The sequence below is a fragment of the Microbulbifer sp. ABF4_148 genome, assembly GCF_056158985.1.
Genome location: NZ_JBSWUI010000001.1, coordinates 2,832,181 through 2,858,024, shown reverse-complemented (window position 1 = coordinate 2,858,024; position 25,844 = coordinate 2,832,181). Strand labels below are relative to the sequence as shown.

20 protein-coding genes are annotated in these 25,844 nt (G+C 58.7%); 7 read left to right on the top strand and 13 right to left on the bottom strand.

Translation table 11 applies throughout. From position 1 onward, the window contains the following. Positions 1-23 precede the first annotated feature (23 nt). The 5 genes from ACXAD0_RS12515 to ACXAD0_RS12495 all read right to left on the bottom strand — a co-directional run bounded on the left by ACXAD0_RS12515 (position 24) and on the right by ACXAD0_RS12495 (position 7,550). The gene (locus ACXAD0_RS12515; RefSeq protein WP_475088790.1) at positions 24-578 is read right to left on the bottom strand and encodes a DUF934 domain-containing protein; all 555 of its coding nucleotides are present in this window, start codon (positions 576-578) and stop codon (positions 24-26) included. After that, positions 562-2,223 carry a nitrite/sulfite reductase gene (locus ACXAD0_RS12510; RefSeq protein ID WP_475088789.1) on the bottom strand — a complete coding sequence of 554 codons (1,662 nt, stop codon included), beginning with the start codon at positions 2,221-2,223 and terminating at the stop codon, positions 562-564. Before ACXAD0_RS12510 ends, ACXAD0_RS12515 begins: the two co-directional genes overlap by 17 nt. A gap of 496 nt (positions 2,224-2,719) precedes the next feature. Then, entirely contained in the window at positions 2,720-2,950 is a 231-nt protein-coding gene (locus tag ACXAD0_RS12505; RefSeq protein WP_475088788.1) for a DUF2970 domain-containing protein, read from the bottom strand. A 27-nt stretch (positions 2,951-2,977) separates the two neighbouring features. Further along, on the bottom strand, positions 2,978-6,673 hold the full coding sequence (gene metH, locus ACXAD0_RS12500) for a methionine synthase (RefSeq protein ID WP_475088787.1): 3,696 nt from the start codon (positions 6,671-6,673) through the stop codon (positions 2,978-2,980). A 181-nt stretch (positions 6,674-6,854) separates the two neighbouring features. Then, positions 6,855-7,550 (bottom strand): MBL fold metallo-hydrolase, encoded by a 696-nt coding sequence (locus ACXAD0_RS12495; protein ID WP_475088786.1) that lies wholly within the window; start codon positions 7,548-7,550, stop codon positions 6,855-6,857. Between the two features lie 186 nt (positions 7,551-7,736). Here ACXAD0_RS12495 and nfuA point away from each other — a divergent pair, with 186 nt between their 5' ends. Beyond that, a complete protein-coding gene (gene nfuA, locus ACXAD0_RS12490; protein WP_475088784.1) occupies positions 7,737-8,339 on the top strand; it encodes a Fe-S biogenesis protein NfuA in 603 nt (200 codons plus the stop codon). A gap of 37 nt (positions 8,340-8,376) precedes the next feature. Here nfuA and ACXAD0_RS12485 read toward each other — a convergent pair whose 3' ends face one another. The 6 genes from ACXAD0_RS12485 to murI all read right to left on the bottom strand — a co-directional run bounded on the left by ACXAD0_RS12485 (position 8,377) and on the right by murI (position 18,206). Continuing rightward, a complete protein-coding gene (locus ACXAD0_RS12485) occupies positions 8,377-8,967 on the bottom strand; it encodes a hypothetical protein (RefSeq protein WP_475088783.1) in 591 nt (196 codons plus the stop codon). Positions 8,968-9,083: 116 nt separating this feature from the next. Further along, positions 9,084-9,728: a thiopurine S-methyltransferase gene (gene tmpT / locus ACXAD0_RS12480; protein WP_475088781.1), complete on the bottom strand. Its 645-nt coding sequence runs from the start codon at positions 9,726-9,728 to the stop codon at positions 9,084-9,086. 166 nt (positions 9,729-9,894) lie between these two features. Then, positions 9,895-10,968 carry a 3-deoxy-7-phosphoheptulonate synthase gene (locus ACXAD0_RS12475; RefSeq protein WP_475088779.1) on the bottom strand — a complete coding sequence of 358 codons (1,074 nt, stop codon included), beginning with the start codon at positions 10,966-10,968 and terminating at the stop codon, positions 9,895-9,897. Between the two features lie 173 nt (positions 10,969-11,141). Continuing rightward, entirely contained in the window at positions 11,142-14,594 is a 3,453-nt protein-coding gene (locus ACXAD0_RS12470; RefSeq protein ID WP_475088778.1) for a UvrD-helicase domain-containing protein, read from the bottom strand. Next, positions 14,594-17,284 (bottom strand): PD-(D/E)XK nuclease family protein, encoded by a 2,691-nt coding sequence (locus ACXAD0_RS12465; protein WP_475088777.1) that lies wholly within the window; start codon positions 17,282-17,284, stop codon positions 14,594-14,596. The genes ACXAD0_RS12470 and ACXAD0_RS12465 overlap by 1 nt, the downstream gene beginning before the upstream one ends. Positions 17,285-17,357: 73 nt before the next feature. Next, positions 17,358-18,206, bottom strand: a complete 849-nt coding sequence (gene murI / locus ACXAD0_RS12460) for a glutamate racemase (RefSeq protein WP_475088775.1) — start codon at positions 18,204-18,206, stop codon at positions 17,358-17,360. A 133-nt stretch (positions 18,207-18,339) separates the two neighbouring features. Between murI and ACXAD0_RS12455 the strand changes: the two genes are divergently transcribed. Genes ACXAD0_RS12455 through ACXAD0_RS12445 form a run of 3 tightly spaced genes read left to right on the top strand, consistent with a single transcriptional unit; the run spans position 18,340 to position 21,159 of the window. Then, the gene (locus ACXAD0_RS12455; RefSeq protein WP_475088774.1) at positions 18,340-19,728 is read left to right on the top strand and encodes a DNA recombination protein RmuC; all 1,389 of its coding nucleotides are present in this window, start codon (positions 18,340-18,342) and stop codon (positions 19,726-19,728) included. Between the two features lie 6 nt (positions 19,729-19,734). Beyond that, a complete protein-coding gene (locus ACXAD0_RS12450) occupies positions 19,735-20,679 on the top strand; it encodes an AEC family transporter (RefSeq protein ID WP_475088772.1) in 945 nt (314 codons plus the stop codon). A 15-nt stretch (positions 20,680-20,694) separates the two neighbouring features. Further along, a complete protein-coding gene (locus tag ACXAD0_RS12445) occupies positions 20,695-21,159 on the top strand; it encodes a DUF2489 domain-containing protein (RefSeq protein WP_475088771.1) in 465 nt (154 codons plus the stop codon). 39 nt (positions 21,160-21,198) lie between these two features. On the opposite strand, the gene trmA is transcribed toward ACXAD0_RS12445, so the two are convergent. Together trmA and ACXAD0_RS12435 are read right to left on the bottom strand one after the other, a co-directional pair. Continuing rightward, a complete protein-coding gene (gene trmA / locus ACXAD0_RS12440; RefSeq protein ID WP_475088770.1) occupies positions 21,199-22,287 on the bottom strand; it encodes a tRNA (uridine(54)-C5)-methyltransferase TrmA in 1,089 nt (362 codons plus the stop codon). A 232-nt stretch (positions 22,288-22,519) separates the two neighbouring features. After that, a complete protein-coding gene (locus ACXAD0_RS12435; protein WP_475088768.1) occupies positions 22,520-23,044 on the bottom strand; it encodes an ester cyclase in 525 nt (174 codons plus the stop codon). 68 nt (positions 23,045-23,112) lie between these two features. On the opposite strand from ACXAD0_RS12435, the gene ACXAD0_RS12430 reads away from it, so the two are divergent. The 3 genes from ACXAD0_RS12430 (at position 23,113) to ACXAD0_RS12420 (ending at position 25,818) form a co-directional block, all read left to right on the top strand. Then, the gene (locus ACXAD0_RS12430) at positions 23,113-23,667 is read left to right on the top strand and encodes a MerC domain-containing protein (RefSeq protein WP_475088767.1); all 555 of its coding nucleotides are present in this window, start codon (positions 23,113-23,115) and stop codon (positions 23,665-23,667) included. Between the two features lie 132 nt (positions 23,668-23,799). Continuing rightward, complete coding sequence (locus ACXAD0_RS12425; protein WP_475088766.1) at positions 23,800-24,804, top strand: CobW family GTP-binding protein; 1,005 nt, start codon at positions 23,800-23,802, stop codon at positions 24,802-24,804. A 90-nt stretch (positions 24,805-24,894) separates the two neighbouring features. Next, on the top strand, positions 24,895-25,818 hold the full coding sequence (locus ACXAD0_RS12420) for a hypothetical protein (protein ID WP_475088765.1): 924 nt from the start codon (positions 24,895-24,897) through the stop codon (positions 25,816-25,818). Positions 25,819-25,844 lie beyond the last annotated feature (26 nt).

The window sequence follows — 25,844 nt, the reverse complement described above, 5'->3', positions numbered from 1 at the left end:
CGGGCGTGCGCGAGGGCAGGGACTCAGGCCGCGAAATCTCTGCGGCGGAATACCGGCAGGGGTTCGTCCACGGCAGCCTGATAGCTGTCGCTGAAATCGTTCATTGAGTCCAGCATCTGGTCCAGGGGCGTCTCGCCCTCGGACGCAAAGGCATTGAAGCCGCAGCGGCGCAGGTAAGTGAGCTGGTCGCGAATAAATCCACCGACCGCGCGCAGCTCGCCGGCAAAGCCGAAGCGTTCGCGGAGCAGGCGTCCGGTAGTGAAGCCTCGGCCATCGGCAAAGGCCGGAAAATGCACGGCGATTAGTGGCAGCTCACTGGCCTGGTTACCCAGCAGCTCCGCGCTCTCATCGCTATCCAGCCACACGCCAAATTCTGCCGCAAAATTGCCCAGCTGATCGCGCTGCGCTGACCAGGTGGCGAAGGGCAGGATGACCTTGCCCTGCAGGTCAGACAGGCAGAAGCCTTCGGTCGCCGCTTGTTCACGGGTAACCAGCGTCCACTCATTTGCAACAATGCTGCCGTCAACGATCAGGTTGGCGGGATTGATTGGCTCGGGGCCCTTAGCTGGCTTTGGCATAAACTCTCTCCTTGAACGGCTGCAGGCCGATGCGGTGGTAGGTATCGGCGAACTGCTCGTCGCCCTGGCGCTGCTCGACATACAGGTCGAGAATCTTGCCGATCACCTCGGGTACGTCGGCCCGGCTGAAGCTCGGCCCGAGTACTTTGCCGATACTGGCGTTTTCTGAAGAGCTGCCACCAAGCTGTACCTGGTAGAATTCTTCGCCCTTCTTGTCGACGCCGAGAATGCCGATGTGCCCGACATGGTGGTGGCCACAGGCGTTCATGCAGCCGGAAATGTTCAGGTTCAGGTCACCCAGGTCGTACAGGTAGTCCAGGTCATCGAAGCGACGCTGGATCGCCTCCGCGACCGGAATGGACTTGGCATTGGCGAGCGAACAGTAGTCGCCGCCAGGGCAGCAGATCATGTCGGTCAGCGTGCCGATATTTGGTGTGGCAAAACCGTGCTTACGCGCGGCCTGCCAAAGTTCGTACAGGGCATCCTGGCGGACGTCTGCCAGTACCACGTTCTGGTCGTGGGTGGCCCTGGCTTCTCCAAAACTGTAGAGATCTGCCAGGTCTGCGATGGCCTCAAGCTGGCGATCGGTTACGTCACCGGGCGGTACCCCGGTCGGCTTGGTTGACAGTTTGACCGCTCGGTAGCCGGCTACGCGATGGCGGAAGGTATTCCGCTCGAGCCAGCGGGAGAATGCCTTGTCTTCAGCGGCCTGCTGTTCGAGTGCCTGGTCGCTGGCCGGGCCGTCCAGCTCGGCATAGTCCGGTGCCGGGAAGAACGATTTCGCCCATTCCAGTGCCTCTGGTGTCAGCTTGTCGGCACCTTCGCGAATGTGGGCCCATTCTTCGTCAACACGCCGTCCAAACTCCTCGGGGCCCATGGCCTTGACGAGAATCTTGATACGGGCTTTGTATTTGTTGTCGCGGCGTCCCAGCTGGTTGTACACGCGTACGATGGCCTCGAGATACGACAGCAGGTCTTCTTCCGTGAGGAAATCATTGATCAGCTCGGCCAGCAGGGGAGTACGGCCCTGGCCGCCGCCAACATAGACGGCGAAGCCCACCTGTCCGTCCCGCTCCACAATCTGGATGCCGATATCGTGTACACGGATGGCCGCGCGATCAGCATCTGCACCATTGACGGCGATCTTGAACTTGCGCGGCAGGAAGGCGAACTCCGGATGGAAGGTGGACCACTGGCGAATCAGCTCGCAGTAGGGGCGCGGGTCGACGAGTTCATCACGGGCCACACCGGCGTAGGGGTCGGAAGTGGTATTGCGAATGCAATTACCGCTGGTCTGCACTGCGTGCATTTCGACCTCAGCCAGTTCGGCGAGGATATCGGGCACATCTTCCAGCGCTGGCCAGTTGAACTGCAGGTTCTGACGCGTGGTGAAGTGGGCGTAACCCTTGTCGTAATCGCGACTGATACGCGCCAGACGACGGATCTGGGTGCTGTTCAGCAGCCCGTATGGGACGGCGATACGCAGCATGGGGGCCAGGCGCTGCACATACAGGCCATTTTGGAGGCGTAGGGGGAGAAATTCCTCCTCCTTCAACTCGCCGGCCAGGAAGCGTTCGGTCTGGCCGCGGAACTGGCGCACCCGATCGTTAATGATGGCGCGGTCCCGTTCGTCGTATCGATACATAACAGCTTGATTCCATTACCGTTTTCATCTTGCCGAGAACTGCGGGTACAGCATCTCGAGCTTCACAGTGGCGCCTAACATACCAGCGTCCTTATGCAAAAAGTACGAATATTTTTTGCTAGGTTTCTAACTATTGGTTATATGGCGATGTGATCGTTGCCGCACACCGGAATTCGGCGGCTTGCAGGGGGAGGGGGGATTTGATCTACTTGAGATAACCGTGACTTAGCGGTACAGCTACCCTGATATAAGAATAATGCGAACGGAGTATTCCGATGAGTGAAGATGTAGTAGTTGTTTCCAACGATAGCGATAATGCGGTAGATGCCATTGCGGCGGTCGCGCTCGTGGCAATATTTGTTATCACCTGTATCTACTGGGTAGCTTCCCAGTAAACCGCCCGGAGCTGCCCGGGTCGAGTATTACCGGGTGAGCCCCTTTCTGGTTCCCTGAATCCTGCACCTGGCTGGGCCCGTCCGCGGTCACGCTTTCTCCTTCACGCGCCAAGATTACCGAGCACCGTTTTTACGATCAGTACCAGTACCAAGACAAACAGGCCGGTAAACAGGATGCCCGCCACAATATAGGTCTTGATACTGCCTCCGCGAAAATCCCGTTCCCGATTGCGGTTGCTTTGCACCCCGATCGCGGCGGCCAGCGTGCTGAGCACGACTTGCCAGAACGAAGGCGTGTTCGCCGGTCTTACATCCTCGTTTTGGTCTTCCAAAACCGAATCCTCTGGTTGATGCCCCGGTCAGTCCTCGAGGTTTGGCCGTAGCCAACGCTCCAGGTCAGAAGGGTTGGTCCCTTTGCGCTCAGCGAGACTATCCAGCTGGTCGCGGCCGATCTTGCCGACGTTAAAGTATTTGGCTTCCGGATGCGCAAAATACCAGCCGCTTACAGATGCCGCAGGCAGCATGGCGAAATGTGACGTCAGGCTGACGCCAGCTTGTTGCTCCGCATCCAGCAAGCGGAATAGGGTTTCTTTTTCGGTGTGATCCGGGCAGGCCGGGTAACCGGGGGCCGGGCGGATTCCGCGATAGGCTTCCTTAATGAGCTCTTCGTTACTCAGGCTCTCTTTCGGGGCGTAGCCCCAGTAATGGGTGCGGATCTGCTTGTGGAGGTACTCGGCGAACGACTCCGCCAGGCGGTCGGCCAATGCCTTCACCATAATCGCGTTGTAATCGTCGTGTGCAGCCTCGTATTCTGCTGCAAGCTCGTCGGCGCCGATCCCGGTCGTCACTGCAAATCCGCCGACATAATCGGCAACCCCAGACTCTACGGGAGCGACGAAATCTGCCAATGAGCGGCAATAGCCATCTCCGCCGCGTTTCTGCACTTGCTGGCGCATGTGGTGGAGGCGCCCCAGTTCTTCAGAGCGAGACTCGTCTTTGTAAACGATGATGTCGTCGCCGGTGCTGTTGGCAGGCCACAGGCCAAATACGGCGCGTGCGCGCAGGCGTTTGTTGTCGATCAGGTCAGACAGCATCTCCTGGGCATTTTTGAACAGGTCCGTTGCGGCTTCCCCGACCACTTCGTCATTGAGGATGGCTGGATACTTGCCGGCCAGATCCCAGGAAATGAAGAACGGGGTCCAGTCGATGGTGTCGACCAGCTTTTCCAGCGGGAAATCGTCGAGGACCGTGATGCCGGGAGATTGGGGTACCGCCGGGACATAGCTGTCCCAATTAAATTCGGGGCCGGACGCCATCGCCTCAGAGTAGCTCAACCGGGTGTCGTTGCGCCGGCGATTGGCGGTACGGTGACGGACCTTTTCGTATTCTGCCTGCACGTCCGACACAAACTTGGGTCGCAGTTCGTTTGACAGCAAGCTGCTGGCAACCCCCACCGCGCGGGAGGCGTCGGCGACGTAAACGACCTGGTTGCGATCAAACTGGGGATCAATTTTTACGGCAGTGTGAGCCTTGGATGTGGTAGCACCGCCAATCAGCAGGGGAATGTCGAAACCCTGGCGTTCCATTTCAGCGGCAACGTGCACCATCTCGTCCAATGAAGGAGTGATCAGCCCTGACAAACCGATAATGTCGCAGCGGCGTTCTTTCGCCGTCTGCAGAATAGTTTCTGCGGGCACCATGACGCCAAGGTCGATAACCTCAAAATTATTACAGGCCAGTACCACTCCGACGATGTTCTTGCCGATATCGTGCACATCACCCTTGACCGTTGCCATCAGGATGCGGCCATTGGATTTGTTCTCTTCGGTCTTTTCCGCTTCGATATAGGGCTGCAAATAGGCGACGGCCTGCTTCATTACGCGGGCTGACTTAACTACCTGGGGCAGGAACATCTTGCCCTCGCCGAACAGGTCGCCGACCACGTTCATGCCATCCATAAGGGGGCCTTCGATCACGTCGAGCGGGCGGGTTGCAGCCTCGCGAGCGAGTTCCGTGTCTTCCTCGATAAAGTTGGTGATGCCCTTGACCAGCGCATGCTCAAGTCGCTTGTTGACCGGCCACTCGCGCCATGCGAGGTCTTCCTTGCGTGTCTGTCCGCCGCCATCGCCGCGGTATTTTTCCGCAATTTCGAGCAGGCGCTCGGTGCCGTCCAGGCGCCGGTTGAGTACGACATCCTCCACCCGCTCGCGCAGCTCCTCCGGCAGATCGTCGTAAACGGCGAGCTGCCCGGCATTGACGATCCCCATATTCAGGCCAGCTTTAATGGCGTGGTAAAGGAAGACGGAATGGATTGCCTCACGTACCGGGTTGTTACCGCGGAACGAGAATGACACGTTGGACACTCCACCGGAGACCTGGGCGCCGGGCAGATTCTCGCGAATCCACTGAGCGGCCTCGATAAAGTCGACGGCATAGTTATTGTGCTCGTCGATACCCGTCGCCACGGCGAAAATATTCGGGTCGAAAATAATGTCGCTTGGATTGAAACCGACCTTGTCGACCAGGACCCGGTAGCTGCGCTCACAAATTTCTTTTTTGCGCGCGAAGGTGTCAGCCTGGCCGCTTTCGTCGAACGCCATGACGACCACTGCCGCGCCGTAGCGCAGGCACAGGCGAGCCTTTTCGATGAAGTCTTCTTCGCCTTCCTTGAGGGAGATGGAGTTCACAATTGGCTTGCCCTGGATGCACTGCAAGCCGGCTTCGATCACCTCCCACTTAGAGGAGTCCACCATAAACGGCACTTTGGCGATATCGGGCTCGGTGGCTGCCAGGTTCAGGAAGCGGCGCATGGCTGCCACCGAGTCCAACATGGCTTCATCCATGTTGACATCAATAACCTGAGCACCATCTTCTACCTGTTGCGCGGCAATCTGCAGTGCGGTGTCATAGTCCTCTTCCAGCACCAGACGCTTGAAGCGGGCAGAGCCGGTCACGTTGCAGCGTTCGCCCACATTAACGAAGAGGGCGTTTTCGTCCGCGACAAAGGGCTCCAGGCCAGACAGGCGCAGTGCAGGGGGAATTTCCGGCAGTTTGCGTGGCGGGATGTCTTTGACCGCTTCGGCAATCGCGGCGATGTGATCGGGCGTGGTGCCACAGCAGCCGCCGAGAATATTGAGGAAGCCACTCCGGGCGAACTCCGCCACGATGGCGGCGGTCTGCTCGGGTGTTTCGTCGTACTCGCCAAATTCATTGGGCAGGCCGGCATTGGGGTGCGCGGAAACCTGCTCGGCGCAAACGCCTGACAGCGCCTCGACGTATGGTCGCAGCTCGGTAGCGCCCAGGGCGCAGTTCAGGCCGACACTGAGCGGTTTGGCATGCGCGACCGAATAGTAGAAGGCCTCGGTGGTCTGGCCGGACAGGGTGCGTCCTGACGCGTCGGTAATGGTGCCCGAAATCATAATGGGCAATTCGTAGCCCAGTTCTTCGAACAACTGCTGTACGGCGTAAATGGCCGCTTTGGCATTCAGGGTGTCGAAGATGGTTTCAATCAGGATCAGGTCGCTGCCGCCCTCAACCAGTGCCCGGCCGGCCTCGACATAGTTGACCACGAGCTCGTCAAAGGTGACGTTCCGTGCGCCCGGGTCATTGACGTCGGGAGAGATACTGGCAGTGCGTGAGGTAGGGCCCAGTACCCCAGCCACCCAGCAAGGGCGTTCCGGGGTGCCGACCGCATCCGCCGCGCGTCGCGCCAGTTGCGCGGACGCCAGGTTGATTTCCGGGACCAGGTCTTCGAGCGCGTAATCCGCCTGGGACAGACGTGTCGCGTTAAAGGTATTGGTCTCAATAATATCCGCACCGGCTTCGAGATATTTCCGGTGGATCTTTTCGATCAGGTCTGGCCGGGTAATGCTCAGCAGGTCATTGTTGCCCTTGAGATCCCCCGGGTGATCACCAAAGCGGTCGCCGCGATAGTCTTGTTCCTGGAGCTTTTCCCGCTGAATCATGGTTCCCATGGCGCCATCCAGAATCAGGATGCGCTCCTGCAGCGCGGTCTGGAGTTGCTGAAGGCGGGTGGCACGGGACTGCTGGGACATGGGTGATTCCTTTACCTCAGGTGCGGGGTCTTAAAAAAATGGCGGCCATATTACCACTGTCCCGGCAGTCGTGTGCAGCATCAATTCCTGTGACGCCGCGTTTGTGCCGTATTTCTCGCTCCGGAGGAAGGGGCGGCCAGGTGCGGATTCTCTGGGCTAGCCGACCGTCATCTCGCCGAGCTCAATTGGGCTTGCGGTTGTTTCTGAAGGGTTTGCCGTGTCCGGGCACAATCCAGTCTGCGCGGTCGGCAATCAGCTGGCGGGATTTCTCCAGTGCCTCCGGGGCTTCCGCGAGTGGGTCCTTGTCTGGCTGATAGCCGGGCTGCCACCAGACGTGGGTAAACGCATAAGTACCCTGCGGTGTCTCTACCAGCAGGCTCGCATCCTGATCGGTGTGCCCCGGTGTTCGCACGACGGTAATGCCTGGCGCCACTTCCCAGTTGTCCGGGTGATCGGCCCAGAGGTCGTCTTTGTAGGTGCCCCAGAAGTCCACCACCGTAGCGTTAGGGAAGGCGCCCAGCTTGGTCAGATGGTCCGGATGGTGGTGACTGATAAAGACGTGGGTAACATCCGCGGGGGACACCCCGAGCGCTGTCAGTTGTGAAAATATTCGCTCCCAACTGCCCGCGGCCGCCATACCGGGATCTACGATCATGACGACCCCTGGGCCTTTTATCAGGGAAATGGTACTGCCGGCCTTCCGCGCACCGTCAGGTTTTGCCCCAGGAAGGAATTCGCGCCCCTCGATGGGCTGAACGAAGCCGTGATGCAGTATATGAACCTCATTTGGCTGCTTTTCCGCCGCTGTCGCACCAGTCACCAGGGTGACCAATATGATCATTGTGACCAGTGGGGCTGCCAGTATCCTTGCTTTCATCGCATCTCTCCTTGAACTTGCGGTCAGGTATAGCAAACCTCGTTTAACGGCTTTATGGGGCACGGCGCTGTAGGGAGAGATAGCGCCAAATGGGGTTTTTCCTCGCGTTGGGAAAGTGCTGGTTTATCTTACCGGTCTGGGAGAGTAAAATACCCGACTATCAGGCTAGGTTATTTGAGAATCACTATGTCAGACCAGAGTTCAGAGCTGAACGTCACGATCACGGAATCTGCCCAGGAATACCTGAAAGAGCTGCTGGAAAAGCAGGACTGCGAGGGCATCGCCATTCGCATGTTCGTCTCCAGTCCGGGTACGCCCAATGCAGAAACCTGTATCGCCTACTGTCGCCCCGGTGAGGAGCAGGAGGGCGACGTCATGCTGGAGTTGAACGGCCTCAAGGCGTATTTCGAAGGACGTTCTGTGCCTTACCTCGACGAGGCGCGGGTGGACTACTCCTCCGACAAGATGGGTGGCCAGCTGACGATCCGCGCGCCCAATTCCCGTATGCCCAAGATCACCGACGACAGCCCGATTGAAGATCGTATCAACTACGTGCTGTACAACGAGGTGAACCCCGGCCTTGCCGCCCATGGTGGCCAGGTCAGTCTGGTTGAGTTCACGGAAGATAATTACGCAGTGCTCAAGTTCGGTGGTGGCTGTCAGGGTTGCGGCATGGTCGATATGACCCTCAAGGAAGGTGTCGAAAAGACGCTGAAAGATCGTATCCCCGAACTGGCCGGTGTAAAAGACATTACCGACCATTCGGACAAGTCGCAGGCGTATTACTGATCGATTGAACGGCGTACGCCAGGCAGAGAAGGGGAGCTTATTGCTCCCCTTTTTCGATTTGGCTGATCCCCGGTTCGCTGGGATTGTCGTTCGCCGTAGCCCGCTTGGATTCGTACGCTTCGTATTCACGAATGACTAACTGTGGGTCAATCAGAAGGTCGGTTTCAGAACAGTCTCCGGCCGAGCTCTGTCGGCTTTCTCCTCTACGCAACACGGTCGTGCCGTCGGAATAGACTGTGGCCATCACCCGTTCAAACTTCTCGTTGAATTCGCAGGAGCCGTCGGAATTGTTGGTGACCTCCTGTTCGACACTTGGCTTCACGACAAACTCGAAACCTGCGCTGCAGTTAGGGACTTCCAACGGCTTACGCCAGGTGTTGCCGTCGCTTTCCGATGGCACCACCCAATTTGAACCGGGCTCGCAATCAATGCTCACGCTGGGGTAGCGGAGGGATAGTTCGTCTTCGTTCAGGTCGCTGTATTTCGTGTAAGCGGCCGAGAGCGCCTGTTGCAGCAAGGCGGCTGCGTCGACATTGATCATTTGTGAGCGGGGTGATTCCGACGCTGATGCAGTGTGTACCGCCGTCAGGGCGGCGACCATCAGGGATACCAGGTGAATGCGATCCATCGCGGTCTCCAGACAAACTTATTGTCTAGAGATTTTAGTTCAGCGTTTTCTGGTTGGCCGACAGGCGCATCGGGATGGCGTAAGACACAACAACCAATGGGCCATTGGGCGCACAATCAACGATCGTTTGGGGTCAGTAGCCAGACATGCTCGACGGCGGGATACTTGCCCTTCAATCCGTTGGGTACCGGCTTTGTTTCCAGACGGTGAACGCTGTAATGCTGCTGGTACTGGCGTTCCACCTCGGTCTCATCAACCGAGAAGGGTGGTCCTTCCGCCAGTGTCTGATCGTAAACGAAGGCCAGTAGTAATTGTGGCGCCGTTTCGCTGATTTCGATCAGATGGGCGGTATAGCGATCACGCATCACCTCCGGTAACGCAACCAATGCAGCACGATCGTATATCGCAGCGATAGGGCCCAGCGTTTCGCGATCCAGCGCGAAGATGTCTCCCTGGTAAATATCGAGACCTGGCGCGCTAAAGCGGATCAGTTCACCGAAGGTTTCCACGGAAGGCTCAACATCCAATTCCTCGAAGAGCTGCCTGACAGCGAGTTCGTTGAGCTCCGCGCCGACCACCTGATAGCCATTCTCGAGTAGCCAGCCAATGTCCAGAGTCTTGCCACACAAGGGAAGAAACAGTCGGGCAGCCTTGGGAAGCTTGAGTGCACTTATATGGTCCACCAGCGCGGGGTTCGCCCTCTCGACATGGAACCCGATATCGTTGCTCTTCCATTTGTTGTGCCAGAAATCCGCTTCCATCCGTTTTACTCCGATGTATTCAGGCTATGGGAATGGTATTGGTTTGAGCGAGATATCGAAAGTCACCGGGGAATTTGGCGGTTGCCATGGCTTGAGACACCGGTGAAGATCTGTACGAAAAAGGGGCCCGAAAGGCCCCATAAAATTCCGGTATGACTGACGCTGCTTAGCCTTGCCGCTCCTTTAACGAGGTGCGGAGCTGTTCCGCCATTTTCAGCAGCATTGACTCTGTCGTTTCCCAGTCAATGCACTTGTCGGTGACAGAGACGCCATATTCCAGCTGGCTCAGATCGTCGGGGATCTTCTGGTTGCCCGGCTTCAGGTTGCTCTCCACCATAATGCCGATGATGGAATTGTTACCATCGATAATCTGGTGGGTGACGTTGTCGACGACCAGCGGTTGCAACTCATGATTCTTGTTGGAGTTGGCATGGCTGCAATCCACCATGATATTGGCCGGCACGCCCGCATCATTGAGCTGCTGTTCGCACATGGCGACGCTCACGGAATCGTAGTTCGGCTTGTCGTTACCGCCGCGGAGGACCACGTGGCCGTAGGCGTTGCCAGAGGTATGAATGATCGATACCTGTCCGTTGGTATTGATCCCCAGGAAACGATGAGGATTCGCCGTGGATTGCAGCGCGTTAATCGCCACATCCAGGCTGCCGTCAGTACCGTTCTTGAAGCCAACAGCGGAAGACAGGCCGCTCGCCATCTCACGGTGGGTTTGCGATTCCGTGGTACGGGCACCAATGGCCGACCAGGCGATCAGGTCCTGCATGTACTGCGGTGAAATCGGATCGAGGGCCTCGGTTGCGGTGGGCAGGCCGAGTTCAGCGATATCCAGCAACAGTTTGCGCCCGATATGCAGGCCGTCCTGAATCTTGAAGGAGTCGTTCAGGAAGGGGTCGTTGATCAGGCCTTTCCAGCCCACAGTGGTACGCGGCTTCTCAAAATACACGCGCATCACAATCAGCAGTGTGTCCGACACTTTTTCGGATAGCGCCTTCAGGCGGTTGGCATAATCGATCGCCGCATCCACGTCGTGCACGGAGCAGGGGCCAATCACAACCATCAATCGATGATCTTTGCGATCGAGGATATCGCGCACGGCAGAACGTCCGGCGCCGACAGTGGCCTCTGCGGTTTCGGTGACCGGCAGCTCTGCCTTGAGCTGCTCGGGGCTGATGAGGATCTCCTGGGAGACGACATTAAGGTCGTCGAACTTCTGTGTGGTCATCTTCTGTGGTCACTTCTAACGGATTGTCGTCAGGTAATACCTACCTGCACTCTGGGACTGCCTATCCTACTCAGCGCGAGACAGTAGGGCCAGTGTTTCATATGTAACCATTTGATCTCTGGCCGTTAGGATGAATCTTTCAGGTCTGTGACTTTGCAAAATCGTGAAACTGATCAGTCTACCGGGAGTAAAACCTGTAGCAGGGGGAAGTAGAGCGCGCAGCGCACGGCGCGCTCTCCACGCTGATAAAACAGTTCCCGGTAGCGGTCGAGTTGTCCCCGATAGTGCTCGGCTTGTTGGGCGAGAAAGTCGTCGCGATTCTCGCCATCGGCGGGCTCAGCGGTCTTGTAATCGACGATCCAGCGGGTGCCATCGTCATCGATAAAAGTACGGTCAACAATGGAACGCCGTAGTTGCTTGCCCCCGGAATGCAGCTCCAGCTCGCAGGCCGAGTCCCGGTGACTGCCATCGAGTAGCCAGCGCCCCGTGGCGCAGTCCAGCGTTCGCAATACCGCTGACTCGACCTTTTCGAGAGCGTATCCCATGTCGGTTGCGCCCAGTCCCAGTTGGCGCAGCCGCGCCAGCCACAACGGACGTTGCTTTTCGACAAAGCTGTGGTCCGCAAAGCGCTCGCTGGATTCGGTCAGGGTTGCCAACGCTTCGTGGGCGACGGTACCCGCATGGCGCTGCCAGCGCTGGCGGACGTGTCCAATCTCGGGGAGGTTGGATTCCTCGCTGTCCCTGGGTTGGTAGTCCGGCATCCTGAAGGGGGCGAGCCACTGACCATGCTGGATTGCAGGCGGACGCCAGTCAGATGGCAGTCTCAACAGATAGTCAAAGTTGGCCTGCTTTCCGGGGGTATCGGTAGTCGCGGGCGTCTCCTCTTGGTGCCAGACACACCAGTCCTCCGACTGATTGATGGCCGGCCAGATACTTGCCAGCAGCGAGGCTCGGCCCGGTGATTTGAACTCGGGTTTGTCGCCATTGTGCTCGACACAGGCAAGCAGGTGCAGAGAGCGTATGGCACGGGTGCAGCCCACATAGAGCAGGCGGGTACCCTCGAGTCGCTCGCGCTCATTATTGTCGTGCTTGAGATAATCGAATAGCGCATCGGTGCCGCCGCGGGCGCTTTTGGGGGCGAGCAGGAAGCGAGGTTCACCAGAGGCACTGTGCCAGCTGGCCCAGCGAAGCAATTGATCCCCTCCGGGCTTGCCGCCACGATCGAGACCGGGGATAAGCACATGTTCAAACTCGAGACCCTTGGAACGATGGATCGTCATCACCTGCACCCGGGCAGTCCCACCGGGGCGAGCGAACAGACGTTCGAGCGCCAGCTGGAATTGCTGCCAGTCGCCGATGCCGAAACCATTATCGTGTCGTTCCAGCAGGGCAAAGAAGTCGGGTAAATTTTCACACTCTTCCGGATTGGACACGCTGGATGGGCCGCCCAGGGCCAGCCAGGTGCCCTCGATCCATTGGCGCAACGGCTTGCGTGCACGTTGCTGCCAGGCCGTCAGCAGTACCTCCGCAACCCGTTCAAGCCGGTGCTTGCCATCGTCGCTCAGCCCGTCAATGTCTTGCCGCTCCTGCAGCGCCAGCAGCAGGGGTCTGGCTGCGCTATCGCTCACGTGGCGATCACCATTGCCATACTGGGCAACGGTGTGCAGGTCGGTCAGGCAGAGACCGCACCATGGCGCGCGCAGCACTGATAGCCAGCTGAGTCTGTCACTCGGGTCCAGCAGTGCCCGCGTTAAACTCAGCAGGTCGATAATCGACATTTTGCTCGCCAGTGGTGCGAGTTCTGGCGCCTGGTAATCAATACCCGCCGAGTTCAGTGCCGGCAGAATGGTTTCCAGATGACGCTTCTTACGTACCAGAATCGCGATACGGCTATCGGGGTCATCCAGTAACCGCGCCTGTACGATTTCTGTAATGCGCATGGCTTCTGCGGTGCGCTCCGGATCATCGATGCAGCCGTGGAACTGCACCGGAGCGGAGGGCCACTTGCGCGGGCGAAAGGCCACGGATGGCAGATAGCGCACCGCGCCGCGGCTGATATTGTCCCGCAGCGGGAAGGCCTGGGTGAACACGGTATTTACCCACTCTACGACCGGTTCCTCGGAACGGAAATTGACACTCAGATCCAGTGGCTCCAGTGCAACAGCACCGATGCCGGTCTCGCGGGCCTCGAGAAAGATACCCACATTCGCATTGCGGAATGCATAACACGACTGCATGCCGTCTCCGACGATAAACAGGGTGCGCCCGTCGTCAGTTTGCCAGCCTGCGGTCAGTTTCTGCAGCAGCTGCAATTGCAACTGCGAGGTGTCCTGGAACTCATCCACCAGAATATGCTGCACCTGTACATCGAGCTTCAGCGCGAGATCCGTGGGTGCGTCCTCGTCCCCGAGTGCAACCAGCGCGGCCTGCGACACTTCGGTGTAGTCCGTTGCGCCCAGCTGCTGGAAAACCATTTTCAGGTGAGCGACCAGATGCGGAAGTACCTCGGCCATAGCCTCCAGCAATTGCCACTGGCTGTCCGGAAGCGCCGCCGGCAGGTTCCGCAGTTCCTGTAATGCTTCGAGAACAACATTTTGTGCAGACAGCTCTCCGACGAGATCAACCGCGCGAGCCTTGAATGCCTGCGCCCGATCGTATTCGGGGTCGCTTTTCTTCGGCGAGATAAAGCCGATTGTTTTGGTAAAGCCGCGGCTACTGCGCCAGCCTCCCTGTTTGGTGAGTAGCAGATCGGTGAGGGCCAGCCAGTGTTGCAGCCCCTCCGGTGATGCGCTGGGCAACTCGACCATACCCGCGCACGTCGCGATCGGGTTGTCAGGGTTCAGATCGACCAGCTGACTGCCTGCGTAGTCTGCCAGCATCACCAGCTCACCGGTAAATGTGCCGAGCGCGAGTGTTGCCTCCTGAATCTTTTCGCGGACCAGCTCGTCAATCACCTGGTGGAAATAGTCTTGCGCGCCCGCCTGGCCAACGCCAAGTAGTTCCCCGAGCCACTGTTCCCTTTTCTCCAGGAGGGTTTCCAGTAGCTTGTTGAGTTGCCCGAGATCGTTGTCCAGGTGCAGCAACAGTCGTTGCAGGGATTTCGGCGGCTCTGGTTTGTCGAGCTCCCCGAGCAGACGGGTTACCGCCATTTCGAAGGCTGTGCGGGTTTGCTCCAGTGGCTCGCCCGGACTGCCAAGGCCGCTCTCGATAGGCAGTTGGCTTGCGAGGCTGCGACACAGTCCGTCGATCGTCTGGAAACGCAGCCGCTGTGGTGATTCCAGCAATCTCCAGCCAAGCTCCTGGTCGCGCGCGAGTAACTTGCGGGCAAGATCCCAGGTGAGCGCATCATTGGGGCTATCCGGGCGCGGGTTGTCCTGCGCATACTCCAATGCGTGCAACAGGCGCTCACGCATTTCCCCGGCGGCCTTACGGGTAAAGGTAATGGCCAGAACTTCTTCCGGGTGCTGACTGTGGGCGAGTAGTTTGAGTACCCGCTGGGTCAGCAGGCCTGTCTTGCCGGATCCAGCAGGCGCGGAAACAGCAAAACTGCGACGAATATCCAGTGCAGCGGAGCGTGCCGCGGCGTCTGCCGGCTGGGTGTAGGTTGTGGGTTGATCCTGGCCCATCACACTTCCTCCGCCAGTGCCCTGCGCTCGGGAGAGCGGTTGAGCGGCCACAGCGCTGGGTCATCGTCTGCTGCGCGGTCAAATGTCAGTGTCGCGACGCCATGGCGGTATTCCGCCGCCAGCGTGGCCAGGCTCGATTGCCAGTGTTCTGTTAATGCGTTCCAGGTAGCGAATTGGTCGGAGCGATCCTGATCGGCAACCGGCTTAATGCCGCTAATGGCCTCACTGAGCTCACCGCAACCTCGCCACTTGCAATCGCCGTAGCGAACCTGGCCAAACGCAATGGCCCTGGCGTCGGGCTGGCTCAGCGCATAAAGCGGTAACTGGGGCTCGCGCACTCTTGCCTGCAGCCAGTCAGAGACTGCCGGTACACCGGTTTTATAATCGATGACGAGCTGCTCACCCTCCGCCAGCTGATCGAGTCGGTCGAGGCGCAGGCGAAAGCGCAGGCCTTCGATCTCCACGGGTTGTTCCCATTCAACGCGCGAAACATCGAAAGTCGGTCGATGTTGTTCGAGCTCGAGCCACTGATTCAGTAAGCGAACGAGGCGCTGTTGTTCCAGGGACCAGAAACCTTCGGGTAGCTCGGGGTGCCGCGGGCGGATCTGCCGCAGGGCGCGGACGGAGGCCTGCTCCAGTTTCTCCTGCAGAGACTCGCTGTCTAGCGCGGCAAGCTGAGTCGAATTACCACAATACTCCCAGAACTCCGCGAGTGCCTGGTGCACCAGGTTGCCGCGTTCAGCGGCACTGAGGCCGGGCCCGGGAGTTTCCAGTGCGCGTGCGCCGAGACGGTATCGCAGCTGCGCATTCAATGGGCATAGCGCCTGGGCCTTCAGGACACTGGCGCCGCCGCGGACCTGAGCGCGCTCGGCCGCCGACAGTGCGGGCATTTGTGCATCGGAAATTCGCTCGAGTTCGATGGAAGCAGGCGTGGGAGGATCGGGCAGTGACAGACCAAGCTGTGCGCCGGCCGGGAAGAGTGCGCTCAGCGATTGGGCCACACTGTCGAGTTCCTGCGGATAGCTCACTACGATCTCGTTGCATGCACCGATAATGCTGTTGCCCAGTTCGCGGGCCAATTCCAGCTCACGCTCCGCGCTCGCGCGCGGCATCTTCCAGTGCTTTTGCCACTGGAGCGGCAGTAACGGATTGGGGGAGGGGGCTGGCGGCCACTGTTGTTGGCCAAATCCGACCATCCACAAGTGTTCGAATGCGAGTCCGCCGGCCTCGAGAACGCCCAGAATCTGCACCGGCCCGTCGCGGGTTTCAGCTTGAAAAGGGGTTCGGCTGGCGATGCGGCGCAAGTGCTGCAGTGCCTGGTTGGTGGTCAGGTTGCCCGCATACGGGCCCAGGTTTGCCAGCGATTCGATGGCGCCTTCCCAATGCAGCAGTTGCTGGTACTCCTGGCTGTCCGGAATCCGCTGCCCGGGCCAACCGAGCATCTCCAGCACCGCGCTGAATCGTTCGGCCCATTTGTCAGCCGGCGCCTTGTTCCAGCGTCGCGTTGCATCGCCAATGCGCTGCAGTCGTGCGCTCAACACCGGAGTCTCGATATCGAGCTTGGCCGCCTGTCGTTCACATTCGTAGCGGAGCACATCACCGGAAATACGGTGGAGCTCCCGTTGCTGCAACTGCCGCAGTAGTGCGCTGCGCAGCGACAAATCTTGCGGATCGTCAGTACCATTCCCCCAGAAGGGATTAAACAGGATGTTCCTCAACTGGCCGTAATCCCAGTCTTCCTGCAGTAATTCAAGCAGCTGGAGTGCGCTGGCCCCAACCGGCGTGCGGGCAAGCGGTGTCCCCGCGGAAAAGTTAAAGGGTAACGTGTAGCGATGCTGCTGATGATCGAGCACCTGAGGCTCCAGCACCTTGGCGAAAGTCCCTTCCACCAGATCGCGACATTGGCCCAGGTTGTTCACCACGATACCAATGCTTGCGTGCGGGTTGCCCTCAAGAATGGATGCGGCCCAGTGCGCGGCTTGCGTGAGCTCTTCTTCCAGGGAGGCGCAGCCGGCTACCGCGACCGACTGCTGGCAGACCGGTGCATCAGCATGACGCACCGTATCGGCACCGATGTTCACAAGATGTTGGGCCAGTGGGGCGATCTGCGAAAACCCGGCCAGGCAAATTTCCGTGTGCCCAGGCAGCCGATCCTCTGAGAACGCCTGCACAATCAGCAGGTCGCGCTGATCCGGGGTGATCGCCTGACAAATCTGCAGTTGTTCGCCGAATGCATCGATCATGTCCAGTAGCGGAGCGGACGCGCGCTGTAAGGCAAATTCGTCCAGCAGCGGCTCGAGCGTGCGCGTGTCCAGATCTGGGGTAGAGAGCAGACGCCATTGAATGAGCTGCGAGAGGGCTGTGTCCGCATCTCGACACAGCTGGACGCTATTCAGTAACTGGCGCTCCAGCGTAGCATCGAGCGCTTTTTGCCACAGTAACTGCCGCTGCTCCGGGTTCAACACGGGCACCAGCGCCGGGGCCCAACCTTGTTGCTGTAGTTGATTCCATAACCCCTCGATCCAGTCCCGCAATGAGGCGACCGGTGGCGGTGCCCAGTTTGGCCGCTGTTGGTGCCGGGCGAATACCTGCTGACACCGATTGCGCAACCGGTTGTTGGGCGTGAGTAGCAAGCCGCCTTCCGGGAGGTCGGCTAGCAGTTCGAGTAACGGGAAGGCCGGTTGCAGCATATCGGGTCCGTAGCCGTCGGTAGTGGCAGAGTGATCAGGCGTTGTTCGAACGCACCGCGAGCGCGCTGGACGGTCAGCTGGATGGCGCGTCAAAGGCCACAATCATACTCTTCTCCGGCTGGAATTCGGCAAATGCTTTTGCGTTTGCGTCGTCGGTATCGGGGCCAGAGGTCATGAGCAGGCCGCGATCTGGCGCGTCGGGTAGGGCGGCGCCCAGCTCTTCCAGCCACCAGGCAACCCGGCGCGCAATAGCGTTACCTGAGTCCAGCCAGTGGATTGGGCGCGGGGCCCAGCGTGTCAGCTCTTCGCGCAGCAAGGGAAAATGTGTGCAGGCGAGCACGGCCGTATCAATGCGCCCGCCGCCATCGCCGTCGAATATTCTTTCCAGCACCGGCGCTAGCTGCTGCTGGCTGATGCGCTCGCCGCGCAGTTTGGCCTCCGCCAGGTGGACCAGTTCCGGAGCCGGTACATTGATCACTTCGTGTTCACCGGCAAAGCTTTGGATCAACTCACGGGTATAGGCGCGATTGACAGTACCCTCGGTAGCGACCAGGGCAATGGAGCCGCTACGGCTAGAGCTTGCCGCCGGCTTTACAGCAGGTACGACGCCCACCACCGGCTGGTCAAGTGCCGCACGAAGTCCGGGGAGTGCGAGGGTGCTGGCCGTATTACAGCCAACCACGAGGATATCGGCTCTGCAGGCAGCCATCATTTGCTCTGCGCAGGTAATAATCCGCGGGCCCAGCAGAGTCTCTGGTTTGTTACCGTAGGGGTAATAGGCGTTATCGACCCCAAAATGCAGGGTGAGTCCCGGGAGCAGGGTGCGGATCTCCCGCGCGATGCTGATGGCACCGACACCGGAGTCAAAGATCAGGGCACTTGGGGCAGACAGCTGCCCCTTGGTAGAATCAGCGTTTCCCAAGGACATCACTCAGAGTGGCTTTGGGCAAAGGATAACAAACTCCGCCTTATGTGACCGCGTCCTCTTGAGCGTATTTTGAACGCATTGCGTCGTCCGGCCGGGTTGCCCACAAGATTTGATAGTGAGACTCCCGATGATTGCCTTCCCCCTGACCCTGACCGCTGAACAATTGGCGCTGGCCGGGTTACTTGCCCTGGTATTGATCGTTGTGTCGATCCTGCTCGCGAGGGCGCCACTCCAGCGTCGTCTCCGGGATGCCGAACAGCGGGGGGCTGAATCCGGTGCCGAACTGGGGGCTTTACAGGCGCGACTAGAAGATGGGCGCGCGCGGGAGCTTGCTTCTGCCCAGCAGCTCGAGGCGTTGAGAGCAGAAAACCAGGACAAGGCGCAGCGGTTGGCCCGCAGCCAGGTCCTGGTGGAAAAGACCGAGGCGGCCCTGGCGGAACAGCGTCAGCAACTGGAGCAGACCCGCAAGGCCATGGCGGAGCAGTTCGAGAACCTGGCCAATCGTATCTTCGAGGAGAAGCAGCAGGCGTTCGTGCGACGTAGCGAAGATAGCCTGCGCAAGAGCCTGGACCCGCTCGAGCGACAGCTAGGGGATTTCCGCAAGCGGGTAGAGCACGTCTACGATCGTGAGAACGCCGAGCGCAACAGTTTGCTGGGGCAAATCAAGGCACTGCGGGAGCAGACCCAGCGGATCAGCGAGGAAGCCATTAACCTGACCTCTGCGCTGAAAGGTGAGAGCAAAGCGCAGGGTAACTGGGGCGAAGTGATTCTCGAGCGTCTGCTGGAAGAGTCGGGCCTGCAGAAAGGCCGCGAGTATGAAACCCAGGTGACGATTACCACCGAGGGCCAGCGTCGCCAGCCGGATGTGATCGTTCGACTGCCGGAAAACAAAGACCTGATCATCGATGCCAAGGTTTCCCTGCTCGACTATGAACGCTTTGTCGCCGCGGAAACCGAGGAGGAACGTGAGCAACACCTGAAAGCCCATGTGAATTCCCTCCGCGCGCACATCAACGGCCTGAACAAGAAAGCTTACGAACAACTTGAGGGCGTACGTACCCTCGACTTTGTCTTTATTTTCGTGCCGGTCGAGCCGGCGTACATGCTGGCGTTGCAGGCGGACCCGGGACTGTTCCGCTACGCCTATGACCGCCATATTGTTTTGGTCAGCCCGACCAGTTTGATGGCGACACTCCGCACCGTGGAAAATATCTGGCGTTACGAAAAGCAAAATCGCAACGCCGAGAAAATCGCCGCAGAGGCCGGCAAGCTCCACGATCAGTTTGCCCTGGTGTTGGAATCACTGGATGAGCTGGGTACCCGAATTCGCCAGACCGACGAGGCTTACCAGCAAACGCGCAAGCGCCTTGCCAGCGGTCGCGGCAATGCCGTGAATCGAATCGACAGCCTGCGCAAGCTGGGCGCCAAGACGCGCAAGCAACTGGACGCCGGGCTGAAGGAAGACGCAGAACTGTCCCACGAGCAGGCGAGTTTGCCGGAACCCGAAGGCGCTTAAGCCAGAATGGAAACCCTTGCCTTTGCCCTGTCTGTCACAGGGCCGATTTTCCTGACGCTATTGGTCGGCCTGGCTTTGTCCAAGCTGGGATTACTCAGCGACGCCTTTGTCGATGAAGCGTCTCGGCTTGTCTATCAGGTGGCGCTACCGGTTCTCCTGTTTATCAACATCTACGGTGCCGAAGCGGCGTTGGCGGAAGAGATGCCGCTCTTGCTGGCGGGCGCTGCGGCGACGTTAGTGAGCCTGCCCCTGGCCTGGTTCGTCGCGCGGGCGGTCCCGCGCGCAGACCGATCCGTATTTATCCAGGGCAGTTATCGCGGCAACATCGGCATTATCGGTCTCGCATGGGCTGCCAGTGCCTATGGGGAGAGCGGATTGGCGCAAGCGGCGCTGGCAATGGCTGTCATTACCACCATCTACAATATTGCTGCGGTGTCGCTGTTCGCGGCTTACGCTGAGCAGGGTGGCGTCCGCTGGCGAAAGCTGGCGTGGCAGATCATTAGTAATCCGTTGATTATCGCCATCGTGTTAGCGCTGCTGGCGCGCCAGGTGTCTCTGCCAATACCGGCAATGCTGCTGCAAACCGGCGCCTACATTGCCGGTATTACCCTGCCATTGGCGCTTCTGTGTATTGGCGCAAGCCTGGACCTGTCAGAAATTTCCCGCACGTCGATAGCGGCCGTCGGGTCCAGCTTGTTCAAGTTGCTTCTGGTACCGTTGCTCATGGTTGGCGGCGGCCTGATTGCTGGGCTGGGTGGCCAGGAACTGGGGGTTCTGTTTTTGTTGGGAGCAGCGCCAACGGCGACGGTTTCGTTTATTATGGCGCGCGCCCTGGGCGGCAACAGCCAGCTGGCGGCGAATATCGTTGCGCTCAGCACGGTGCTTTCGATTGTTTCCGCGAGTGTCGGCCTGGCGGTTCTGCCAGCGATTGACAGCGCGATTTCCCGATAACGTATGGAAGGTGGTATGACGTCAATTCCAAGCTGGATGCTGGTCGTTGCAGGCTTGATTATTTTTGTTCTGGCGGTGATCGCAGGCTATTACGTGCGCAAGTTACAGCTCGCGCAACGGCGGCAGGCGGAGCAGTTGGCAGATCTGGAGAAAGCGGCTGCGGATCAGCGTCGCCGGGTCAATGACAGTATCCAGATCATCGCCCAGACGTTGCTCGATGATGGCGTCGGGATGACTGAGGCTTCGATCCGCATTCGCGTATTACTGGACGCGTTGCAGGTCGATGAGTCGGTGCGCGAGGAATTCGTGACCTTTTACAAAATCGCCGAGCATACGGCCCACATCCCGATTCTGGGGGACTGGAAGAAACTGTCCCGTAAAGAACAGTTCCAGTATGAAAAAGAGATGGCGGCACTGGAGTCTGAATATCGGGATTTCGCCCTCGACGCCGCACGCCGAATCCTCGGGCGCTCATTCTGAGCGCCTGCCCGAAGACACAGCGTCACCGAATAGTGAATATCACTTCTTGACCAGTAGCAGGCCGGACTCGGTGTGATCGGTATAGGGGAACTGGTCGAACAGGGCAAAGCGCTCCACCCGATGGGTTTTGCTGAGCTCCGCCAGATTCTCCAGTTGGGTTTCCGGGTTACAGGAAATGTACAGAATGCGCGGAAAACGCGCGACCATCTTGCAGGTATCTGCGTCGAGCCCCGCACGCGGTGGGTCCACCAGAACCGTACTGAAGTTGTAGGTCACCAGGTCAATATCCTTTAGGCGTCGGAACGGGCGTACGCCGTCAATGGCCTGAGTGAACTCCTCACTGGAAAGTCGTGCGATCTTCAGATTGTCGATGCCATTTTTGGCAATGTTTTCCTGCGCCGCTGCCACGGATACTTTGGAAATCTCGGTAGCCAGCACCTTGTCAAAATGTTCGCTCAACGGAATGGTGAAGTTACCGTTACCGCAATAGAGTTCGAGCAAGTCACCTTCGGCATTCGCGCAGGCGTCTTTGGCCCAGCCGATCATCGAGCGACAGATTTCGCCGTTGGGTTGGGTGAAGCTCCCCTCGACCTGCTTGTACCAGTAGGTGCGGCCACCAATCGGCAGCTGCTCTACAACGTAATCGCGCTCGAGTACCAGTTTTTGCTTGCGCGAGCGTCCCAGCACCGGGAAGCCGAGTTTGTCCTGCAGTGCGCGGGCTTCCTGCTCCCACTCTTCACCCAGAGGCTTGTGGTAAATCAGGGTGACCAGCGCATCGCCACTCAGGGTGGTCAGGAATTCCGCTGAGAACAGGCGCTTTCTTAAAATTTCACTCTGGTTGACGGCTTCCAGGACCTGCGGCATCAGCTGGTTGATCAGCTCGGAGCCCACGGTGAACTCGTCGATAATGAAGGGCTTTTTGTATTCGCCCTGCTTGTACATGGCGTAGTCTGCGCGTCCCTTCTCCTGCCATACCTTGAACTCCGCACGCAGACGGTAATGGCTGGGTGGGGAAGGGAACAGCTCGGGAGAGAGGCCCGTGTAAGGGCGGAAGGCCTGCGCAAGGCGATCAGCCTTGTCTTGCAGCTGCTGCTCGTATTCCTCGGGTTTAACGCGGTATAGGGCCATGGGTACTTGTGGATCTGGCAAATCTGGGGCGCGGATTATAGCCCTCTGAAGGCTGGATAGGGAAAGATCCGCGGCTATCGAATGTTCTGCAATCTGACTGCCGCAACACCAGCGGGTACAGCACAACCGCCATTCCGAAATACGGGTGGATCCCAGCTCCCAACCATATGGTACATGCGCCCCGCAGGAGGGCTGATCTGTCGCTGCTGATCGGTCGCCATCTGGCTGGGGTCTAGTGTGCTGTGAGACCCAGCTCGCTGCGGAGCGAGTAGAAATCCCATACCACCCAGCTCTCTGCGATCTTACCGTCGGCATGCCGATCGATTTGTACGCCGGTCCAGCTTACAGCTTTGCCTGACGCCTCGCGGCCGAGATAGGTTCCGGTATTGGTGCCTGAAAAGCGCCAGTGCGTGGCAACACGGTCGCCTTCCGCAATCTGGCCAATGATCTCCACCCGGAGGTCAGGAAAGGCCTTATGTACCGTCTCAACGATTTCGGCCCAGGTTTGCAAGCTGACATCTCCCGTGCCGCCTGTGGCGAGCGGGGCCTGGTGGTTGATGTAGCCGTCGGTAAATAGGCTTTCGTCAATGGACGCATCACCCGCCCACATGCCGATAGCCTGCTGCGATCGCTTCTTTTCCATCGAGAGATCCTTGTCTACTGCAGCGGCGTCTGAAGCCAGCTGGAGCGGCATCAGTATTAACAAACAAAGGAGCGTACGGAGTTTGTACAACTGGGGTTCTCCCTTCCTGTCCATACGCCTCTCCTGATTGTTGTGAATGGGTTAGGGCGGGGGCCTTCTGCGGCTTGCCTCATCCAACTGTAGTGGATCGCCCCGCGGGACCCGGGTCCCGAGAGGTTTTCTGCCGCCGTCTTTTGTTGGCGCGGATTCTTACTGGTGCAAAAAGATGTTATAACGTAACAATTATTGTCAGGAGCCAGTTGTCGGCCTGTTCGGAGCGGGAACGGCAAAGCGTCAAGCTTGAGGATTACGTGAGAGATAGTGCGGGAATTGTCGCCTCAGGCATCTGCCTGGCGCATTGTTTACTGGCATCAGTATGGCCAGCGATGGCTGCCGTAGGTATAGCGGGCATTGGGCCCACGGAGAAGTGGATACATGGCGCGCTGCTTCTGCCGGCCATCTGGTTTGCATTGATCAGCTTTCCGGCCGCGCGCAGCGTGCATCGACACCAAGGTGTGTTGCTGGCTGGGATGGCGGGTGTCGTGCTTTTACTGTGTGCGCTGTTATTCGAGGGGACCTGGGAGTTTCTGGCGAGTGTGTTTGGCGGACTGTTACTGGTCGCTGCGCATTGGAGCAACCGCAGACTCTTACTGGTGGCGGCGCAGGCGAAGCCGGTGCTTGGGACCCCATCACATTAGGTTGCAATGGCGAAGTGTTATAGGGTGGTTTGCCGCATGCGTTGCCGTGAGGGCGAGAGGGCAACGACCATCGCCAGAGCGCGCAAACTTTGACTTAAATTTTGGATTGGATCGATCCCGACAGAGGTAACAGTGACGAACAAACAGAGTATTCGGGGCGTACCGGTCAATGTCATTACCGGTTTCCTTGGTGTTGGCAAGACCACAGCCATCCGTCACTTACTGCGTAATCGACCAGCGGACGAACGCTGGGCGGTGCTCGTCAATGAGTTCGGTGAAGTTGGCGTTGATGGTGAACTGCTGGATGCCGAGCGCAATGCCCAGGTGTTTATTCGTGAAGTACCCGGCGGCTGTATGTGCTGTGCGGCGGGTTTGCCCATGCGCGTGGCGTTGAATCAGCTTTTGAGCCGTGCACGGCCACATCGATTGTTGATAGAGCCGACGGGGCTAGGGCATCCGCGAGAGGTTTTGGAGGCACTGTCGGAGAATGTCCGCGCGGGCGTACTGGAGTTACGCGCCACGCTGACACTGGTCGACGCACGCTGTATTGAGGACGATCGCTACTTGCGCAACGAAACCTTTCAGCAGCAGTTGGAAGTGGCCGATGTGGTGGTCGCGAACAAATCGGATTTGTATATCGCGGACGAATTGCAGAGCCTGGAGCGCTTTATCGCGTTTCTGGGCGGCGGCACCGAAAAGCCCGTGTATACGGTCGCTCAGGGACAGATTGAAGGTGAGTGGCTGCAGGCGCCCAGCGGGTTCAAGACGTCATGCGCTCATGGTCACGATGCGCCTTCAGCAGCGGCAGTGGTGGATGAGGCACCCCTGCCGGAATCCGGTTATACGCGGCTCGAAAATACCGGGGAGGGCTTTCACAGTTGCGGTTGGCGCTTTGCTCCGGAATTTGAATTTGACTATGACGCCTTGTTTTCCATGATTTCCGGCATGGAGGCGGAACGCGTCAAGGGTATCTTCATCACGGCCCAGGGCGTGTTTGGCTTCAACAAGGCGGGTGCCGTATTGACGGTGCTGGACGTCGATGATGCCCTTGAAAGTCGTGTGGAAGTGATTGACCCGTCAAAGCAGGATTGGAGCCATCTCGAGAAACGCTGGCTGGATACTATCCAGTCTGCGTAAAGGTTCACGGCCTGTAGAGAGACCGGCTTTCCGGAAGGGAATCACTACATATACTTGCGGATAGTGAACTGATTCCAAGCCCGTGAGGCCATGTCGAGTAATTCTGCACGACGAGTGATTCCCTGGCGCATCACACTGGTTATCTGCGCTGTCGCCGCTGTCCTGCTACTGGTGGCCCAGCAGGTTGCCCCGCATGCGGGCATGGTCGTACTTGCCGGATACTCGACCGGCGTGTTGTGTGCGCTGTTGTCATTCCCCAAAACAACATTGCTGACGCTGCTGGCAACGTTTGCCAGTGTGGCGCTATGCACAGTATTCCCCGGCCCGGCCTCTGCCTATATGGCGGTGGCTGTGCTGATTACCCTCGCGGCTTATGACGCCCATGCTACCGGCAGCCGTGCGGGGATCCCCGCCATCAATGGGCTGTTACTGTATCTACTGGTGCCGGATGAGGCGCGCAGTTTTGGGCTGCTGGGAATTTTCGCGCTCACCGCATTTATTGGAGTGTTTGTTGTACGGTTTGAGGGGGCTACCGGAGCTGGCACTCGGGACCCACTGAAAAAGAAGCACGCGGTGGGATTGTGGGTGTTCCTCATGGCGGGGCTCGCCGTAACCCTATTGTTGTCCCACAAAATCAGCCACCAGAATGCCTACTGGCTGTCTTTTCTGTTTGTGTTCCGCGCCATGGCACCGGTCGACAAGTTTCGTAACTCTATTCTGAATTTTGGCATTGGGGTTGGGCTGGGCGCCTTATTGGCCATTGCGCTGGAGTATGCCGGATTGCCTCAGCAGGTCATGTTAGGTGTGGGGTTTCTAGCGATTCTCGTCGGCATCCGGCATTTACCGCGTGGGGTGTTGGTCACCGGGCCACTGTTTACGCTCGCCACGTTGCTGATCACCGCGCCAACGACTGAACTCGCTTTATTCAGGATCGAGGCCGCAATGATTGTGGTCGTCATTGCCTCTGTCCTGGGGATGCTGATCGGCTGGCTGTGGCGCGTAACGGAGGACTAAGCGACGCGGGGCGGTTTAGGGCGGAG

Coding starts and splice junctions, on each gene's coding strand:
- ACXAD0_RS12515 (WP_475088790.1), bottom strand. CDS start 578: ATGCCAAAGCCAGCTAAGGGCCCCGAGCCAATCAATCCCGCCAACCTG.
- ACXAD0_RS12495 (WP_475088786.1), bottom strand. CDS start 7,550: ATGAAAGCAAGGATACTGGCAGCCCCACTGGTCACAATGATCATATTG.
- ACXAD0_RS12465 (WP_475088777.1), bottom strand. CDS start 17,284: ATGCTGCAACCGGCCTTCCCGTTACTCGAACTGCTAGCCGACCTCCCG.
- ACXAD0_RS12475 (WP_475088779.1), bottom strand. CDS start 10,968: ATGACCACACAGAAGTTCGACGACCTTAATGTCGTCTCCCAGGAGATC.
- trmA (WP_475088770.1), bottom strand. CDS start 22,287: ATGGCCCTATACCGCGTTAAACCCGAGGAATACGAGCAGCAGCTGCAA.
- ACXAD0_RS12420 (WP_475088765.1), top strand. CDS start 24,895: ATGTCGAGTAATTCTGCACGACGAGTGATTCCCTGGCGCATCACACTG.
- ACXAD0_RS12445 (WP_475088771.1), top strand. CDS start 20,695: ATGACGTCAATTCCAAGCTGGATGCTGGTCGTTGCAGGCTTGATTATT.
- ACXAD0_RS12435 (WP_475088768.1), bottom strand. CDS start 23,044: ATGGACAGGAAGGGAGAACCCCAGTTGTACAAACTCCGTACGCTCCTT.
- tmpT (WP_475088781.1), bottom strand. CDS start 9,728: ATGGAAGCGGATTTCTGGCACAACAAATGGAAGAGCAACGATATCGGG.
- ACXAD0_RS12510 (WP_475088789.1), bottom strand. CDS start 2,223: ATGTATCGATACGACGAACGGGACCGCGCCATCATTAACGATCGGGTG.
- metH (WP_475088787.1), bottom strand. CDS start 6,673: ATGTCCCAGCAGTCCCGTGCCACCCGCCTTCAGCAACTCCAGACCGCG.
- nfuA (WP_475088784.1), top strand. CDS start 7,737: ATGTCAGACCAGAGTTCAGAGCTGAACGTCACGATCACGGAATCTGCC.
- ACXAD0_RS12470 (WP_475088778.1), bottom strand. CDS start 14,594: ATGGGCCAGGATCAACCCACAACCTACACCCAGCCGGCAGACGCCGCG.
- ACXAD0_RS12485 (WP_475088783.1), bottom strand. CDS start 8,967: ATGGATCGCATTCACCTGGTATCCCTGATGGTCGCCGCCCTGACGGCG.
- ACXAD0_RS12450 (WP_475088772.1), top strand. CDS start 19,735: ATGGAAACCCTTGCCTTTGCCCTGTCTGTCACAGGGCCGATTTTCCTG.
- ACXAD0_RS12455 (WP_475088774.1), top strand. CDS start 18,340: ATGATTGCCTTCCCCCTGACCCTGACCGCTGAACAATTGGCGCTGGCC.